The 16,823-nt window shown below is 38.8% G+C and carries 17 protein-coding genes; 8 read left to right on the top strand and 9 right to left on the bottom strand.

All coding sequences use genetic code 11. From position 1 onward, the window contains the following. Positions 1 to 392 precede the first annotated feature (392 nt). From prmC to prfA, 3 genes are all read right to left on the bottom strand, one after another. Positions 393 to 1,235, bottom strand: a complete 843-nt coding sequence (gene prmC / locus A1D18_RS00715) for a peptide chain release factor N(5)-glutamine methyltransferase (RefSeq protein WP_071661905.1) — start codon at positions 1,233 to 1,235, stop codon at positions 393 to 395. 128 nt (positions 1,236 to 1,363) lie between these two features. Further along, complete coding sequence (locus A1D18_RS00710) at positions 1,364 to 1,693, bottom strand: hypothetical protein (protein WP_071661904.1); 330 nt, start codon at positions 1,691 to 1,693, stop codon at positions 1,364 to 1,366. Between the two features lie 39 nt (positions 1,694 to 1,732). Continuing rightward, positions 1,733 to 2,815: a peptide chain release factor 1 gene (prfA, locus tag A1D18_RS00705; protein WP_071661903.1), complete on the bottom strand. Its 1,083-nt coding sequence runs from the start codon at positions 2,813 to 2,815 to the stop codon at positions 1,733 to 1,735. 165 nt (positions 2,816 to 2,980) lie between these two features. Here prfA and A1D18_RS00700 point away from each other — a divergent pair, with 165 nt between their 5' ends. From A1D18_RS00700 to A1D18_RS00680, 5 genes are all read left to right on the top strand, one after another. Next, a complete protein-coding gene (locus tag A1D18_RS00700) occupies positions 2,981 to 3,304 on the top strand; it encodes a hypothetical protein (RefSeq protein ID WP_071661902.1) in 324 nt (107 codons plus the stop codon). Between the two features lie 209 nt (positions 3,305 to 3,513). Next, on the top strand, positions 3,514 to 4,644 hold the full coding sequence (locus tag A1D18_RS00695; protein ID WP_071661901.1) for an MlaE family ABC transporter permease: 1,131 nt from the start codon (positions 3,514 to 3,516) through the stop codon (positions 4,642 to 4,644). Between the two features lie 58 nt (positions 4,645 to 4,702). After that, complete coding sequence (locus A1D18_RS00690; RefSeq protein WP_071661900.1) at positions 4,703 to 5,491, top strand: ABC transporter ATP-binding protein; 789 nt, start codon at positions 4,703 to 4,705, stop codon at positions 5,489 to 5,491. Next, positions 5,481 to 6,281, top strand: a complete 801-nt coding sequence (locus A1D18_RS00685) for an MlaD family protein (protein WP_071661899.1) — start codon at positions 5,481 to 5,483, stop codon at positions 6,279 to 6,281. Before A1D18_RS00690 ends, A1D18_RS00685 begins: the two co-directional genes overlap by 11 nt. Position 6,282: 1 nt before the next feature. Beyond that, a complete protein-coding gene (locus A1D18_RS00680; RefSeq protein WP_071661898.1) occupies positions 6,283 to 6,930 on the top strand; it encodes an ABC-type transport auxiliary lipoprotein family protein in 648 nt (215 codons plus the stop codon). 33 nt (positions 6,931 to 6,963) lie between these two features. Here A1D18_RS00680 and A1D18_RS06815 read toward each other — a convergent pair whose 3' ends face one another. Continuing rightward, positions 6,964 to 7,137: a hypothetical protein gene (locus A1D18_RS06815; RefSeq protein ID WP_171910799.1), complete on the bottom strand. Its 174-nt coding sequence runs from the start codon at positions 7,135 to 7,137 to the stop codon at positions 6,964 to 6,966. A 136-nt stretch (positions 7,138 to 7,273) separates the two neighbouring features. On the opposite strand from A1D18_RS06815, the gene A1D18_RS00675 reads away from it, so the two are divergent. Then, the gene (locus tag A1D18_RS00675) at positions 7,274 to 8,491 is read left to right on the top strand and encodes an MFS transporter (RefSeq protein WP_071661897.1); all 1,218 of its coding nucleotides are present in this window, start codon (positions 7,274 to 7,276) and stop codon (positions 8,489 to 8,491) included. A gap of 157 nt (positions 8,492 to 8,648) precedes the next feature. Next, positions 8,649 to 9,332, top strand: a complete 684-nt coding sequence (locus tag A1D18_RS00670; RefSeq protein WP_071661896.1) for a hypothetical protein — start codon at positions 8,649 to 8,651, stop codon at positions 9,330 to 9,332. 98 nt (positions 9,333 to 9,430) lie between these two features. Here A1D18_RS00670 and hemA read toward each other — a convergent pair whose 3' ends face one another. The 4 genes from hemA to accB all read right to left on the bottom strand — a co-directional run bounded on the left by hemA (position 9,431) and on the right by accB (position 13,429). Beyond that, positions 9,431 to 10,654 (bottom strand): glutamyl-tRNA reductase, encoded by a 1,224-nt coding sequence (gene hemA, locus A1D18_RS00665; RefSeq protein ID WP_071661895.1) that lies wholly within the window; start codon positions 10,652 to 10,654, stop codon positions 9,431 to 9,433. 6 nt (positions 10,655 to 10,660) lie between these two features. Next, positions 10,661 to 11,551 (bottom strand): 50S ribosomal protein L11 methyltransferase, encoded by an 891-nt coding sequence (gene prmA, locus A1D18_RS00660; protein WP_216095005.1) that lies wholly within the window; start codon positions 11,549 to 11,551, stop codon positions 10,661 to 10,663. Between the two features lie 21 nt (positions 11,552 to 11,572). Beyond that, on the bottom strand, positions 11,573 to 12,913 hold the full coding sequence (gene accC / locus A1D18_RS00655; RefSeq protein ID WP_071661894.1) for an acetyl-CoA carboxylase biotin carboxylase subunit: 1,341 nt from the start codon (positions 12,911 to 12,913) through the stop codon (positions 11,573 to 11,575). Between the two features lie 75 nt (positions 12,914 to 12,988). Next, complete coding sequence (accB, locus tag A1D18_RS00650; RefSeq protein ID WP_071661893.1) at positions 12,989 to 13,429, bottom strand: acetyl-CoA carboxylase biotin carboxyl carrier protein; 441 nt, start codon at positions 13,427 to 13,429, stop codon at positions 12,989 to 12,991. Positions 13,430 to 13,669: 240 nt separating this feature from the next. On the opposite strand from accB, the gene recG reads away from it, so the two are divergent. Then, complete coding sequence (recG, locus tag A1D18_RS00645; RefSeq protein ID WP_084028676.1) at positions 13,670 to 15,829, top strand: ATP-dependent DNA helicase RecG; 2,160 nt, start codon at positions 13,670 to 13,672, stop codon at positions 15,827 to 15,829. Here the strand turns inward: recG and A1D18_RS00640 are convergent. Continuing rightward, positions 15,826 to 16,716 (bottom strand): hypothetical protein, encoded by an 891-nt coding sequence (locus tag A1D18_RS00640; RefSeq protein WP_071661892.1) that lies wholly within the window; start codon positions 16,714 to 16,716, stop codon positions 15,826 to 15,828. The two genes, recG and A1D18_RS00640, sit on opposite strands and share 4 nt — an antisense overlap. Positions 16,717 to 16,823: the final 107 nt, after the last annotated feature.

Genomic DNA, 16,823 nt, shown 5'->3' with positions numbered 1-16,823 from the left:
GAGTCGCTGGCTTCTTACGTGTTGCCGCTTTTCTGCGACGTGGTTTGCGCGTCACTTTTTTAGCCGTGGTTTTTCTACGACGACGTGGTTTAGCAGTCATCCCCACTTTTTTCTTTCTTCGTTTTATCGTTTTTCTTTTACGTGTAGGTGTGGACTTTGCAACCGTAGAGCGTTTTTTACGTCGCTTTGGAGCTGCAGATTTTCTTTTTACTGGCATAAAAAGTTCTCCTCTTGAGAATTTAACATTTGCCGGAATTGGCACACACACATAAACCAAACACATCTATACCAAAAATAATTCGACATGGCAATTATTTCAAAGTACAGGGCCATGTCTCTTCTTTTTATTAATGTGCTTCTTTTTATTAATGATTTATAGATCATATTTTCAATTAATTCCATTTTCCACTACTAACTCGTTGATGACCTGCTAAATCTTTGTAATTTTTTATCTCCTGGTAACCATATTTTAAAAAAAATTCCTCAACAAAAGCTGCCTGCTGATAGCCATGCTCTAAAAATAAAATACCCCCTTGATGAAGATGTTCACGCGCTTGTAGAATAATAATTTCTAAATCCTTCAAGCCTTTTTCCCCTGAAATTAAAGCATTTTTCGGTTCGTAAGCCAAAGCACATTCCGTTTGAAAGTGTGGATCATCGAGAGTAAGATAAGGTGGATTACTGAGAATAATATCAAATTTTTCACCGACTAATAATGCCTGGCACCAATCACCCTGGCGTAGTTCTATCGTTTGTATGTGATAACGGCGGATATTGCGTTCGGCAATCTGTAAAGCACCTGGTGAATAATCCGTTGCAATAAATTGCCATGTAGGTCTAGCCAATGCTAATGCGACCGCAATGGCTGCCGAGCCGGTTCCCAAATCCACTATGTTTCGTTGCTCAGTACTAAAATCATCTAGTATCTTTTGCACTAATAATTCCGTTTCTGGCCTAGGTATCAGTACCTCAGGAGTTACTTCAAAAGACAGCGACCAAAACTCCTGCCGACCCAGTAAATAGGCTATCGGTTCTCCAGATTGTCGACGGGCAATCAATTGTTTTATTCTTTTTTGCTGAGATAATGTCAGTAATCTATCGGGAAGTTGGCTATGTAATTGAGCCCGTGTTAGTCCTAAAACATGAGCAAATAACAATTCTGTGTCTAAATAGGCGCTGGGACTGGTTCGATTTAACTCTTTGATTGCCCAACGCCAATAGGAAACTAACAACATAAGAGGCGCCTGTTAGAAGTCATTATACTCACAGCAATTGGTCTTTTGGTAAGTGCCCAAATGCCGTGAAGAGGATTGCAAATCACGCAGCAGCACAGGTAAAAATTCAAGTGCGAAGAGTCTCTCGCTTAAAATTCTTTAGGATTTTGCTTACGTCGAATATAGGAGACAAAAAATAAGATAATTAACAACGGCAATAAAATCGGCAATAAAATCGGAAATAAAATAATAGCAACAATCGTCCAAATAACCGCAATAGCACCAATTATCAATGCTCCAGCCCAGGTTAAAATAAATAAGAGTAAAATACTTAACGAAAAAAAGAATACTGAAGCAACCAAAAACCCCCAGACGCTAAAACTAATCATTACAGCACCGGTAAATAAAGTCAGTGCGATGTGACCGCCAATAATGAGTAATAACAGAATAAACAATGCAATAGCCATCGATCGAAACATTGATCTTCCCTCCACATGAAAAACGATTAAGTTTTACGTCTAATCACCTAAGGCAGCTAATTCATCCGCTTGATATTCACGCGTCAAGGATTGAATAACCGGCTCTAAATGGCCTTCCATGATATCAGATAATTGATACAGCGTTAGATTAATTCGGTGATCGGTTAAACGACCTTGAGGAAAATTATAGGTCCGGATACGCTCTGAACGATCCCCAGTACCAACAAGATCGCGACGGGTTTCTGCTTCCTCGCGTTGTTGCTTTGCTTTCTGAGCGGTTAATAATTTAGCTTGTAGTAATGACATAGCCCGAGCACGATTTTTATGTTGTGAACGTTCATCTTGACATTCAACCACTAAGCCAGAGGGTAAATGGGTAATACGGATGGCAGAATCGGTTTTTTGTACATGTTGTCCTCCTGCACCTGAGGCACGAAAGGTATCAATTTTTAAATCTACAGGGTTGATGGTGACATCATCCACCGATTCGATTTCCGGTAGTATCGCCACTGTACAAGTCGATGTATGCACACGCCCCTGTGCTTCGGTTTTAGGCACGCGTTGCACACGATGCGCGCCGGATTCAAATTTCAAATGCGCATAAACAGCCGTTCCAGCGATACGTGCAATAATTTCTTTATAACCTCCTTGTTCGCTAGGATTCATATGAATAATTTCCATTGTCCAACCTTGATTTTCGGCGTAACGCGAATACATCCGAAATAAATCACCGGAAAAAATAGCCGCTTCGTCGCCTCCAGCAGCTGCACGAATTTCTAAAAAAACATTCCGTTGATCATTAGGATCTTGCGGCAATAATAAGTGTTCTAATTCTTTTTCTAACTCTTGTTGTTTTTGTTGTGCAATTTTAATTTCTTCTGCGGCAAGCTCTCGCACTACCGTATCCTTATCATGCAAACATTGCTCGGCTTGATTTAGGATATCTAAGTTAGTCCGATATTGCTGAAAACATTGTACGACAGAGCCTAACTGAACATACTCCTTAGATAAGTCACGGAAATGATTTTGATCCTTAATCACGTCCATATCACCCAACAAGGCAGTTAATTCTTCGTAACGTTCGACAATTAAGGTCAATCTATTGAATAAAGAGGTCTTCATATGACCACTTTATACCTAAAGCTCATCACGAAGTCGAGTGCTGGATAGCGCGTTATATAAAGCTTGGAAAATTGAATCTTAATGATTCATAAGCTATTCTAAAAATGAGTAGACCACTATAGCGGGCGCTATAAGGTTTTACACTATATAACCTAAGGGGATAGTATGAAAAAATTATTACTAATGGCTTCAGCTATTTGCATGGGTTTATTAAGTAGCATCAATGTGGCTAATGCCCATCCAGGACAAAGTGCTTGTGCATTTAATGCTCACTTAGTAAAAAAGGCTGGTTTTTGCTCTGGTTCATATTATGATTGCGCATGTATACGGCAGTTATTAACCAGACTAAACGTTTCACCACATGCATGTACAAATATTGCATCATGTCAATATCGTTATGTTTGCAGCGAATACCATAATCTCGCTACCAATAAATTAATTCCTAACCGAGGCCCAACTATTTATTGGCATACTTCAAAACCTTTTTAATAAAAAAGGCGCCGGGCAAATTTAGGTATCCCTTCTTCAGTGAAGGGATATTTTTTTGTGCGTGATACGCTTCGTACTTGAATTTTTGTCTGTGTGTTGTCGCTCAACTTGCAATCCTCTTCGCGGCACTTGCCAAAAACTCAATGGCTGTGAGTATGCTTCTCGATATTTGCTGGTAAAGTTTAAGTTATTATCTTAGGTTATGCTTCATGTCGAAATCAGTTAATGCTTCTATTGCCATCTCAGCACAGCAAAAAAATCAGATCGACTGTTTCGGTTCCTGGACCTTAAACGGTATTCATAAAAAAAGCTTAGATCAATCTTTTAAAAAGCTGAACCACAACACAGCATCCCCACTCATTTTAAATACTAAATCCATCACACGTATGGATAGCAGTGGTGCTTGGCAACTTTATCAATGGAAAAAACAACTGGCTAAAAAAAGAGAAGTCCAACTCATCGGTTTGAATCCCAAACACAACGCACTGTTTGGGATGATAGAACAGACAGCCAAACAAATAAAACCGCTACCCAGTGTAAAAACTTATACCGGTTTAGCCTTACTCGGTAAAAAAACAGTCGAATCATGGCAGGAATTTAAATCTTTTTTACGTTTTATTGGGAAAAACTTTTTTAGCGCCTGGCATACTATTTGGCATCCGCGTCAACTTCGTGGTCATGCCATCCTAGGTATCATTGAAAATACCGGCTTAGATGCCTTAGCCATTATTGCCTTATTATCTTTTATGATTGGTATTGTCTTAACCTATCAAATGGGGTTTCAATTAAAAAATTTTGGCGCGACCATGTTTATCATTGATTTATTAGGATTGGCCATACTACGTGAATTTGCGCCATTGTTGACGGCGATCATGATAGCCGGTCGTAGTGGATCGTCATTTACGGCTCAACTGGGTATGATGAAGATTAAAGAAGAAATTGATGCTTTAAACACGATGGGTGTTTTACCGAGTCAATTGTTAATTTTACCACGTATTTGGGGCTTATTGATTGCTTTACCCTTACTCACGATTTGGGCAGATATTTTTGGTCTACTCGGTGGGATGGCGATGACACATAATATGCTAAATATTAGTTATACTGATTTCTTACAACGCTTTCCAAAAGTTGTTTCACTTTCTTCGCTCATTATTGGCATCGGTAAAGCACCCATATTTGCGCTGATTATTGCCAGCACTGCTTGTTTCCAAGGTTTGCGTGTCAGTGGCAGTGCTGATAGTGTTGGCAAACAAACCACACGCAGCGTGGTACAAGGCATCTTTTTTATTATTGTCGCCGATGCACTCTTTTCAATTTTATTTAGCAAGCTAAATATCTAATCCTCGTTATTTTCTCATGTGAAGTCTCAGGTAGTCAAAATCGCGCTATACTCAGATTATGCAGTCGTCTGACCCGGTTATAAAAGTTGAAAATGTTAAACTATACCTCGCTGGCCAATGGATCCACTGTGGCATTAATTTACAAGTGCAACGTGGAGAAATCATTGCCATTGTCGGGGGTAGTGGTTCTGGTAAATCGACCTTGTTGCGCGAAATTTTAGCATTACTGACACCGACTTCGGGAAACATCACCGTATTTGGTAAAAATTTAAGCAAACTTTCCTCAACTGAGTTGCTCAAATTACAATGTCGTTGGGGAGTCTTATTTCAACAATCTGCACTCTTTACATCGCTTAACGTGATTGAAAATATTGCTTTTCCTCTACAAGAACATACTCAATTGGACAAAACGACTATCAAAGAACTCGCTTTAATTAAATTATTAGCGGTGGGCTTGCCGATAGAATCCGTCACAAAATATCCCTCTGAACTCAGTGGCGGGATGCTTAAGCGAGCCGCTCTCGCACGAGCTTTGGTGATGGATCCTGAATTACTGTTACTGGATGAACCCACATCAGGCCTCGATCCACAAGGTGCCGAAGAATTTGATGCACTTGTTTTAAATTTACGCAGTATTTTAGGATTAACCATCGTCATGGTCACACATGATTTGGATACCTTATGGCAAATTACCGATAAAGTTGCTTTTTTAAGTGCAGGACGCGTTTTAGAATTTGCACCCATGGCACAACTAACACAATCCAAGCAAGCTGCTATAAGCGCTTATTTTCAAGGGCCACGGGGACGCACTACGCAACATCTTTACGAGGGAAATCATGGAATCTAAAGTCAATTATACCTTAGTCGGTGCTTTTGTTCTTATTTTAACCATCGCCCTCATTATTTTCATTACGTGGTTATCGGCTGGATTATCCACAAAGCGCTATAAAAATTTTATGGTCATCATGAATGAATCCGTAGCCGGCTTAGGCGTTAATTCTCCCGTTAAATATAATGGTGTTAATGTTGGTACGGTTAAGAAAATTTTTTTAAGTCATAAAAATCCAGAACAAGTTCGCTTGGTGCTACAAATAGAAGAGCATACACCCATTACTGAAGGAACGACAGCTACCTTAAATAGTCAAGGTTTGACGGGTATCACCTATCTCGCGTTACAAGGTAGTGACTCTAACGTCAATCGTATTCCACTGCTTCCCGGTGAAAAATATCCTATTATTAAAAGTACTCCTTCCTTGTTTTTGCGTTTAGATACGACATTGCGCAATTTAAATAATAATATGAAACAAATTACACAGGATATTAATGACGTATTAGGTGGCGAAAACCCCATTTTATTTAGAAAGATTTTAAATAATTTATCCATAACCAGTCATCATTTAGCCGCTCAAAGTAAACGTCTCGATACTATTTTAATCAATACGGCTCGTTCAACCCGTTCATTTCCATCTTTAATGAATACATTAACCCAACAAACACTTCCTTCTACCAATCAAGTATTAAATAATTTAAGTATCATGACCGATAATTTGCTTGAACTATCAGATAATCTAAGACAAAACCCTAGTATATTAATTCGCGGACAAAAACCACCCCCTTTAGGACCAGGAGAACAATAGCGTGTTTAACTTTCTACGTTGTCTTGGCTTCAGTAAAAATAATAGCGTCCATAAAGCGGCTGTCTGTTTGTTAAGTTTCCTGCTGTTATCCGCCTGTTCGATATTTGAACCCGTTAAAATACCACCGATGCATTACTTTACCTTAGCCATGCCTGATCCAGATTGGGATTGCTCCATTCAACAAGGATGTAGCACTATTTTAGTCAATCAACCCCGTGCGAATGCAGCTTATAATAGCCCACGTATGATTTATATTCCGGCCTGTTATCAAATCCAATATTTTTCACAAAACCGCTGGGCCAACATGCCCACACAAATGTTACAGGCTTTATTGATCAACTCGTTACAACATACCGGTTATTTTCAAGCAATTATTAATACACCGTCCACCACTTATTACGATTGGATACTCAATACGCAATTACTCAGCTTTCAACAAGAATTTATCACCCTTCCCAGTCGTTTCCGCATCGCGATACGTGCGCAACTCATTGATGCTCGATCCAGACATGTCATTGCGACTCAGGATTTTATTGTGATGCAAATCGCACCGCATGATGATCCTTACGGTGGAGCGCTGGCCGCCAACCTAGCTACACAAAAAATACTCAATGAAATTAATTGTTTTTGCTTAAGAAATTTAACGTGAGATGATAGATTTTATCCGAACTAAGATTGCAATTTAAGCTTTGGTAGGAAATAACATAATAACATTAAAATGATCATTTTTTTGTTTCGCATCCTCTGGCCAAACATAAATTTTTTTATCGTTGCTGATTTTCTTCAAGCCATTTACTTTTTTCCTCAATGCATAACGGTGATTCTTTTTCTTAATTCTTTTTTGTATCGATAACATAGCGATGCTTAACCTCTTAATGTTAAAATTAGTAATAAATTTTTAATAAAATAAAAAAATAGATAATTAGTATAAGTAGATTATATTAAGCCTATATTAAATAAAAATTAAATTGACTCAATAAATTATTAAAAATATGTCTCACTATTTAAAAATAGAATTTAAAAAAAAAATACTACTGATCCCATTTTTTCCATTGTTATTAGTTTGCTACGAAATAATTAATTATTTAGCCAACGATATGTACTTACCGGCTTTGCCGAGTATGATTAACGATCTCGGAATCAGTGCCGAATTAGGCCGACAAACTTTAACTGCCTGGTTTTTCGGCGCAAGCGCTTTTCATTTATTATCAGGTCCTATCTCGGATCGATTTGGTAGAAAATCCGTTTTACTGATAGGTGGAGTTTTATTTACTACCGCCACGTGGATCTGCGCATTCACTGAGAACATTAGCACTTTACTCATCGCACGATTTATGCAAGGGGCTGTGGTGTCTACTTTAAGTGCAGCCGGTTATGCCTGCATACACGAAGCTTATCAACGTAAACAAGCGATTCAAATTTTAACTGTGATGAGCAGCGTAGTGATCTTAGCTCCGGCTGTAGGACCTCTGCTAGGTGGGATTTTTTTACAATCGCTCAACTGGCGTTGGATATTTGTTTTTTTAGCGCTAAGTGCCAGTATCATTTGGTTAGGTTTATGTTTCATCATGCCAGGAACTCACACAAACACCCGAAGATTAATGTTCAGATGGTCACCTGTGCTAATAAACTATCAGCAGATTCTTAAAAATAAAGCATTTATGTTTAATCTATTTATTATTAGTTTTAATGTCTCAGCTAAAATGGCATGGATCGTGGGTGGTCCGTTTTTAATCATCAGTCAATTTAAATTAAATTCGCTTTATTTTGGTCTAATACAAATTTTAATATTTGGCAGTCAGATTTTAGGCACACGAATTGTGCAACGAATTATCCATCATATAGAAATAAATCATTTAATTAATTACGGCTTAGTCATTTCCTTATTCTCGAGCTTACTCGCAGTAGGTTTAAGTTTTATTTTTCCAAATAAGCTCATCGGACTGGTTATCAGCTTAATGATTTTTTGTTTCGGTACCGCACTGTCCAGTCCTTTACAACGACTCTGCATCGAAGCAAGCCCTGAACCGATGGAAGCACGGATAGCCATCTATGCCACTTTGATGAGTTTATTTTGCACTTTAGCGAGCTTTTTATTTAGCTTCACTTATACCGGCAGCTTACTCTGGTTTGCTAGCTTATTATTTATACTCGCCAGTCTCGCCAGTTTAGTGCGTTGGTTTAGCTTGAAATACTTTTTTAGTGTTTAAAATTTTTATTTTTTAGATGTGATTACCAAAATTATTACTGCTTAGGTAAACTTCGAATTAGTTTTTTTTTAACCTCATCCTGTAAGATCAAAATACTCAATAGTGAATTGACACTATTAAGCAATTAATTATTTATTACAATAACAATGAGGTTATTATGCCCGTCCTATTTGATTTCGATGAAAAAACTATTAATACCACTTTACTTTGTCCAGCCAGTCGCGAATATTTAGCTAATCCTCAGATCGATCAAAAACTATCTAGCCTCATTGAAAATTTAGATTCACTTGAAAAAACTTATCAAGCTCAAACTGAAGATGCTTTTAAAAAAGCGAAAATTAAAACTAATAAAATGATTTTATGGCTTGGTGGAGCTTTTATAACGACAGTCCTATTGTTCGCTGCTGCAACATTATTAGTCCAATTTTTTCCGCCTGCGGCTGCGCTTATCCTACCCATCTTTACAGCGATCGGGAGTTGGCTGCCTTTACTCGTACTCACTACCTTTTTACCCAGCGCAGGTCTGGGCATAGCAAGTCTCTTTGCATTACGCAGTTGCAATAAAATTAAAACAACACTTGAGATCAGTAAGGACCTATCAAAGCAATTAGAACACGCTAGAAATCATATAATGGAAACAATACCTCATCATTCATCGATGAAATCATCCATTGAAAATGAATTGGAAAAATTGGTTTCGTCAAGCGGAGAAGACGCTTCACAAAGCCTCAAAACAGTAACAGTACCCAGACGGCACAGTGTATTTAACAATACAAGCAGTCAAAATATAGAAGACTCTCAAAATACAATCCCAACGAAACAAGTAAGTAAAAGCTTCTAACTCGTTATCATTTGTCAACCACTCAGGCTGAGGCTTTCGTTTCGGCCTGAACATCCCATCCTGCTATAAGCATTATAGTCCTTGCATAATCTCATTGATCACATTGTGAATAGATCTTTTTGATTGAGTTTCGCCGCTTTACTTAAAGCAACGCTCGGCGCATGGATGAGTTTATTGGTTAATCGATAAGCTAAGTGTTTGATGACTTCCTCTTGTGCATGGCCTTTCTCTAACAAAGCTAAGGCTTTTTTGACTTCTGCATCACGGAATTGTTCCGCTTTCTGGCGATAAGAACAAATGATCGGTGTAGCAGCGGCTTTTATTTTCAACTGTTCTAGGTAATGTTGAACCTTTTCTTCTATCAGGCTTTCAGCTTTTACGGCTGCGGCTTTTCGGCCTTGTTGATTCTTCTGGATTAACTTATGCAAATCATCGAGTGTATAAAGGTATACATCTTCTAATTCATGGACACTAGGCTCTATATCTCTAGGCATACCGAGATCAGCAATAAATAAAGGTCGGCGTTTACGTTCTTTTAAAGCCTCTTCTAACATAACCTTTTTAACTAGCGGTGCATCACTCGCCGTCGCGGCAATAATAATATCGGCTTTGGCTAAAAAATAAGGGATCGCATTTAAACAAATCGCCTGGCCGTCGATAGCTGTGCTCAGTTTTTCTGCTTGCTGTGGCGTCCGATTGGCAATCCAGAAATGACAAACGCCTTGTGAGAATAAATGTTTAGCCACTAAGGAAATCGTCTCGCCCGCACCTACCAACAAAACCCGCGTATCAGCCAAATGGGCAAAAATTTGTTTGGCGCAAGTCACCACCGAAAATGCAAGCGATACCGGGTGGGCAGTAATATCAGTGGCAAAACGCACTTGTTTGCTGACAGAAAATACATATTGAAACAGTCGATTAAAATGCGCCCCCACACTTCCTAAGGAATGTGCTAAAGAATAGGCCTGTTTTATCTGCCCTAAAATTTGTGGTTCACCTAAAATTTTAGAATCTAAACCGCTGGCTAAACGCAGTAAATGACGCAAAGCATCTTCTTGCTGGTAAACATACCAATGAGATTTTAGGCTATCTTGTGGAAGCTTTTTATGTCGATACAACCAGTTCATAGTATTTTGTGGATCACCATTAATACAATAGAATTCCGTACGATGACAGGTCGATAAAATCACAACCTCTTCTGTGAAGGTATCCTGTAACATAGCGCGCAAAGAACTTGCCAAATAATCTTTACTAAAACTTAACTGTTCCCTGATTGTGAGATCCGCTGTTTCATGATTAATTCCACAGGCAAGCAATTTCATAAAATTTTACACTGCACTCCCCACCAAACTGACCCATTCTTGTTGATGATGAATAGTCATTATTTTAAATCCTGCAACACGATAGGCTTGCTGCACAGGCTCAATTTGTTCATTTAAAATCCCTGCTAATATACAATAGGCTCCCGATTTAACTAAGGACCTAAAATAAGTCGCTAAATCGATCAAGGGTTGAGCTAAGATATTAGCCAGAAAAATATCGACCGGTTCCTGCGATTGAAAATCAATAGGCAAAAAAATCTTTAATTTTTCTGCGGATATCTCATTCTTCTCAGCATTCATTGTCGTTGCGGCTAATGCTTGCGGATCATGATCCACGGCTATCACCTGCTTTGCGCCACATTTCACAGCCGCTATCGCTAAAATACCGGAACCGCAGCCATAATCGATTACCGTTTTATTTTGAAGTCGCTGGCTATCTAACCATTCTAAACATAAGGCAGTACTCGGATGGGTGCCGGTACCAAAGGCTAAACCCGGGTCTAAACGTATATTCACAGCGGTTTTCACCGGTGGTTCATAAGCACTAGGACAAATCCAGATCTTTTTTCCAAAGCGCATTGGTTTAAAATCATTCAGCCATAGTCGTTCCCAAGCTTGATCCGCTAATATTTCACTATGACTGGCTAAAATAATTTTTTCATTAAATTCTTGGTGCAAAGCATCCATCAACGCAGATAATGAAGTATGCTCTGGGAAGACAGCACTGATTTTAACTTGCTGCCAAAGGGGTGTGCTATCTAAAGGGGGTTCATACACACTTTGTTCATCCAATGCCTGCCAAGTAATCGATAAAGCGGAGGCGTTCTCTAAAAATTCACTCAGCCTTTCGGTATGCTCGCGCTGTGTATTAAGATGTAATTGTAAGCAAGCCATCATTGAAATGAGATCTCATACTATTTATAACGCTAAACGTTGTTCAAGGTAATGGATATTGGTTCCACCTTTAATAAAATTGGCATCACGTACTAAAGCTTGATGCATCGCAATATTAGTATGAATACCTTCGATCACAATTTCATCTAAGGCATTGCGTAATCGTGCCAGTGCAATTTCGCGTGTCTCTCCATACGCAATTAATTTACCTATCAAGGAATCATAATAAGGCGGCACCCGATATCCAGTATAAATGGGCGTATCAACACGGATCCCAGGACCCCCTGGAGGATGATATAAGGTAATTGTTCCTGGGGAAGGCATAAACGTTTTCGGGTCCTCAGCATTAATACGACATTCAATCGCATGACCCCGTATCCTAATTTGTTTTTGTTTATAATTTAATTTTTCATCGGATGCGATACGCAATTGCTCAACCACTAAATCAACACCCGTAATCATTTCCGTAATAGGATGCTCGACTTGAATACGTGTATTCATTTCAATGAAGTAAAAATCACCATTTTCATACAGAAATTCAAAAGTACCCGCCCCTCGATAGTTCATATCACGACAGGCTTTCACACACAGTTCACCCATATGCTGACGTTGCTTTTCAGTAATCCCGACAGCAGGCGCTTCTTCAATAACCTTTTGATGACGGCGTTGCATTGAACAATCTCGCTCACCTAAATGTATAGCATGACCTTGACCATCACCTAATACCTGAATTTCGATATGTCTAGGATTCGTTAAAAATTTTTCCAAATAGACGCTTGCGTTTTTAAAATTAGCGTGTGCTTCGGATCGTGTCATCGCAATCGCATTTAAAAGCGCTGCTTCACTATGCACCACGCGTATTCCTCGCCCACCACCACCTCCTGCCGCTTTGATCAAAACTGGATAACCAATTTTTTGCGCAATTTTTAGATTTTTTTTGTCATCATTATCCAATTCTCCTTCTGAACCAGGTACACAAGGGATCTTAGCTTTACGCATCGCAGCAATTGCCGATACCTTATCACCCATCATACGGATGGTCTCAGGCTCAGGCCCAATAAAAACAAAACCACTTTGCTGAACACGTTCTGCAAAATCTGCATTTTCAGAAAGAAAACCATAACCTGGATGTATACCCATCGCATCGGTAATTTCAGCCGCACTGATAATGGCAGGAATGTTTAAATAACTTTTCGCAGCAGGCGGAGGACCAATACAAACCGTTTCATCAGCTAATTTCACATGCTTTAAATTATCATCGGCAGTTGAATGTAAGGCAACGGTTTGTATACCTAATTCTTTACAGGCACGTAAAATACGTAAAGCAATTTCACCACGATTTGCAATAACCACTTTATTTAGCATTATTTTTACCTACTCATTTTTTCTAGCCGTAACACCCGCTGTTGCAAGAACGAAATAAAGTCAATTAGTAAGTTTCTATTCAATCACGAATAACGCTTGATTATATTCAACGGGCGTACCATTTTCTACTAACCTAGCTTTAATGATGCCCGCTTTATCTGCTTCAATCTGATTCATCATTTTCATAGCTTCGACTATACACAACACTTCACCTAATTTAACTGTCTGACCTAAACTCACAAAAGGAGGAGCATCTGGACTGGGCGCCAAATAAACAGTACCTACCATCGGTGAACGCACTTTATGACCACTTATTTCAACATCTGAAAAGGCTGAAGACGCTGTTTGAGGTGGCATAATTTCACCCGCAGAACTAGGCTGTAAGCGTGTTGTCCGAGCAGGTGAAGATGATTGTCGCTTTATGCGTATCGATTGATCCCCTTCAGAAAATTCAATTTCAGTCAAACCATGCTCATTCAGGAGTTTAATAAGCTGATTAATTTTTTCCGAATCCATAAAAAACGGCCTCTTTTTCAAACAATAATATGCGACTTATTGGAGCATATCCTAGCTGACTTTGCTAGTCTTTATCTATTCTTCGCACTTGAATTTTTGTCTGTGTTGCTGCTCAACTCGCTCTCTTCGCGCCACTTGCCAAAAAACCAATTGCTATGAGTATACACTCAAGTTTGTTAAGCTGAGTATAATGACATTTTTATTGGTTGTTTAAATAATCGCTAGCGTAGAGATTGCATTATGCAAAACCTAGGTTTAAAAAACCCCAATGTCGCTAACAAACAGACGTTGGCAGAAATTAGCTGTACACAATTGCTCGGTGTTGGCCAAAAAATAACCGGCTATTTGAACAAATGTGGAATACTTAACTTACAAGATCTGCTGCTGCATCTACCGTTACGTTATGAAAATAGGACTCAACTTACGCCTATCGAAGCGCTTCGTAGTGGCACGCACGCACTAATTGCAGGCGTTATTCAGGCCGACTCACACCGCATTAAAAGCAGAAAAGGCTATTCTTGTAAACTCAGTGATGAGACAGGCTGTATTACGCTACGATTTTTTCATTTCAAACCTAAGCAATCTCAACAATTTAAAAAAGGACTGCGTTTACTTTGCTTTGGAGAAATACGCACAAAAAAAAATAAGTTTTTTGAATTAGAAATGATCCATCCCGACTATGAATTCTTACGCAGTCATAATCAGCTTATTTTACCCAATTATTTAACCGGTATTTATCCCAGTACACCGGGCATGTCCCAACGCCTATGGCACAAACTGATCACTCAAGTATTACATTTATTATTCACAAAGGCTGAAACTAAGTTAATCCACAAACAACAGCATTATTTTCCTGAATATTTACCTGAAAATTTACTAAAACGTATCCAATTCCCTACTTTATTGGAAGCTTTATATTACATCCACCGCCCTCCTGCCGATGCCCCTTTAGACGAATTAGCAACTGGAAAACATATTACCCAACAACGTTTGGCCTTAGAAGAATTACTCGCTCATTCGCTTAGTGTTCAACAAATGAAGAAAAAACGTGCTGCCGAAATTGCACCTCATTTAAAAGCTGATCCTGCTTTAATTAAACGGTTTTTGACTGCCTTACCTTTTCAATTAACTCAAGCACAAAAACGCGTCATCAAAGAAATTAATCACGATATGCAAGGCGTGATTCCGATGCAGCGCTTATTACAAGGTGATGTGGGTTCAGGTAAAACCGTCGTCGCTGCCTTTGCTACATTAATTGCCATTGCTAATCACTATCAAGTCGCTCTCATGGCTCCAACTGAATTATTAAGTGAACAGCATTATCAGCATTTTCATCGCTGGCTAACCCCTTTAGGTTTTCATGTGGTGTGTTTAAATGCAGGTTTAAAAGGCAAAGTCAAAAAACAAATTTTGGATGAAATAAAAATTGGCAAAGCACATATCGCTATTGGCACTCACGCACTTTTTCAAGATGGCGTGCATTTTGAAAACTTAGGTTTCATTATCGTCGATGAACAGCATCGGTTTGGTGTACAACAACGTTTAGCCTTATGGAAAAAAGGTCAGCAAGAAAATTTACAAGCCCATCAGCTATTCATGACCGCCACACCGATTCCGCGAACTTTAGCCATGACAAGTTTTACCGATTTAGATATTTCTTTTCTAGATGAATTACCACCCGGCCGCCTACCTGTACAAACTATTGTTCTCTCCGATCATCGCCGTTCAGATGTAATAGAAAGAGTGCGTGCCACGTGCACTCAACAAAAACAAGTCTATTGGGTATGTCCACTCATAGAAGAATCGGATTTACAACATTATCAAGCGGCTGAAACGACTTTTAAAGCATTAAAAGCGGATTTAACCGATTTACGCTTGGGATTAATACACGGAAGACTGCCGAGTGCTGAAAAAGAACGGATTATGCGTGATTTTAAAAAGGGTGAGATTGATTTATTAGTAGCCACTTCAGTCATTGAAGTGGGTGTCGATGTCAGTAGTGCTAATTTAATTGTCATTGAAAATGCTGAACGCTTAGGCTTAGCACAACTTCATCAATTGCGGGGTCGCGTCGGTCGTAGTGATAGCAAAAGTTTTTGTATTTTACTTTATCAAACCTTATCCCCATTAGCTAAAGAACGTTTAGGTATTATGCGAAGCAGCAACGACGGTTTTATGATCGCTCAACGCGATTTAGAATTACGCGGCCCCGGTGAAATTTGGGGCTTGCGCCAAACCGGTTGGCAGCAATTACGCATCGCTGATCTTAAACGCGATCATGATTTAATTCCACATGTCTTAAATCTCAGCACAACACTAAACAGCGACTATCCTCATTTAATCAAACCTATTATTCAACGCTGGGCAGAAAATAATGATGGTAGCTATAGCAAAGTTTAGTGTTGTGCAGCGATCGTTTTACTAAAACCATACTGACTAGTTAGCGATGATGGATTATCATTGATTAGACTGTTGCTAGAAACAAAATGAGCCTGATGAAAAAAATGGGTTGAATGACTGCCCAATAAAGCCGATGCAGAAAGAGACATTGGAACTGAAGCTGGAGCTGTCACCATATGCGCCAATCTAATTGCCTCTTCATAAGTAGGAGGTTCTACATCCCACTCAGGCGCAGAAAGAGAAACTGTACTACTACTACTTGCCATCACATCCGTATAACTTGGTGGCGGCAGTACTTGAGAGCAAAAAAAATGTAGTTCATTTTCTAATTCCGTTAGCCGTCTAACATTTTTTTTCCTAAAACAAGACAAAAAAATTCCCATCCCTAATTTTAAATAGCTTATACTTAGCTTGATAAAACCATGCGTTGTACAGACTAGCACAGGAATAATAAATAATAATGCTATCCAGCCAGAATTAGCGGGTGACAAACCCATAAGAAGAAGCATCAAAGCAATACCAACACCACCAACTGCAATGACCAAAAAACCAAAAAAAAATTGCCTAATCGAGTCTCCCAAATCAAATTTTATTTCATCATTTTTATCTTTTTGTTGGGCTAACTTCAAATATTCTTTGAGTCTTTTGAATTGCTCAGGCGCATTTTTATCAAATTGAGCTTGTTTTAAAACCGTATGGACCAGCCCACTATCGCAACTTTTAGGTAAATGCGTCAACAAATCAGGGCATGCCAAAAAACTATTTGTCGTTTGATGGTCAAACACATTAACATTCACGCAATACCAACATTCTGAAGGCGTCATATACAGACCATGCAAACCTATTAGACTATCTGCATAGATTTTTTTTATTCGATAAGTTTTCATATACTCTCCTTGCAAATAAAATCTATTCTTATCAAACTACTGTCATTAAAAAGTGTAACACCTTCCTTGCCTTGGATCAGTCTTTCTTTTATTAATTAAAAATAATA

It is taken from the genome of Candidatus Rickettsiella isopodorum, from assembly GCF_001881495.1.
Taxonomy (GTDB): domain Bacteria; phylum Pseudomonadota; class Gammaproteobacteria; order Diplorickettsiales; family Diplorickettsiaceae; genus Aquirickettsiella; species Aquirickettsiella isopodorum.
The sequence above is the reverse complement of the archived record's forward strand: the minus strand, read 5'-3'. Positions and strand labels throughout refer to the sequence as shown.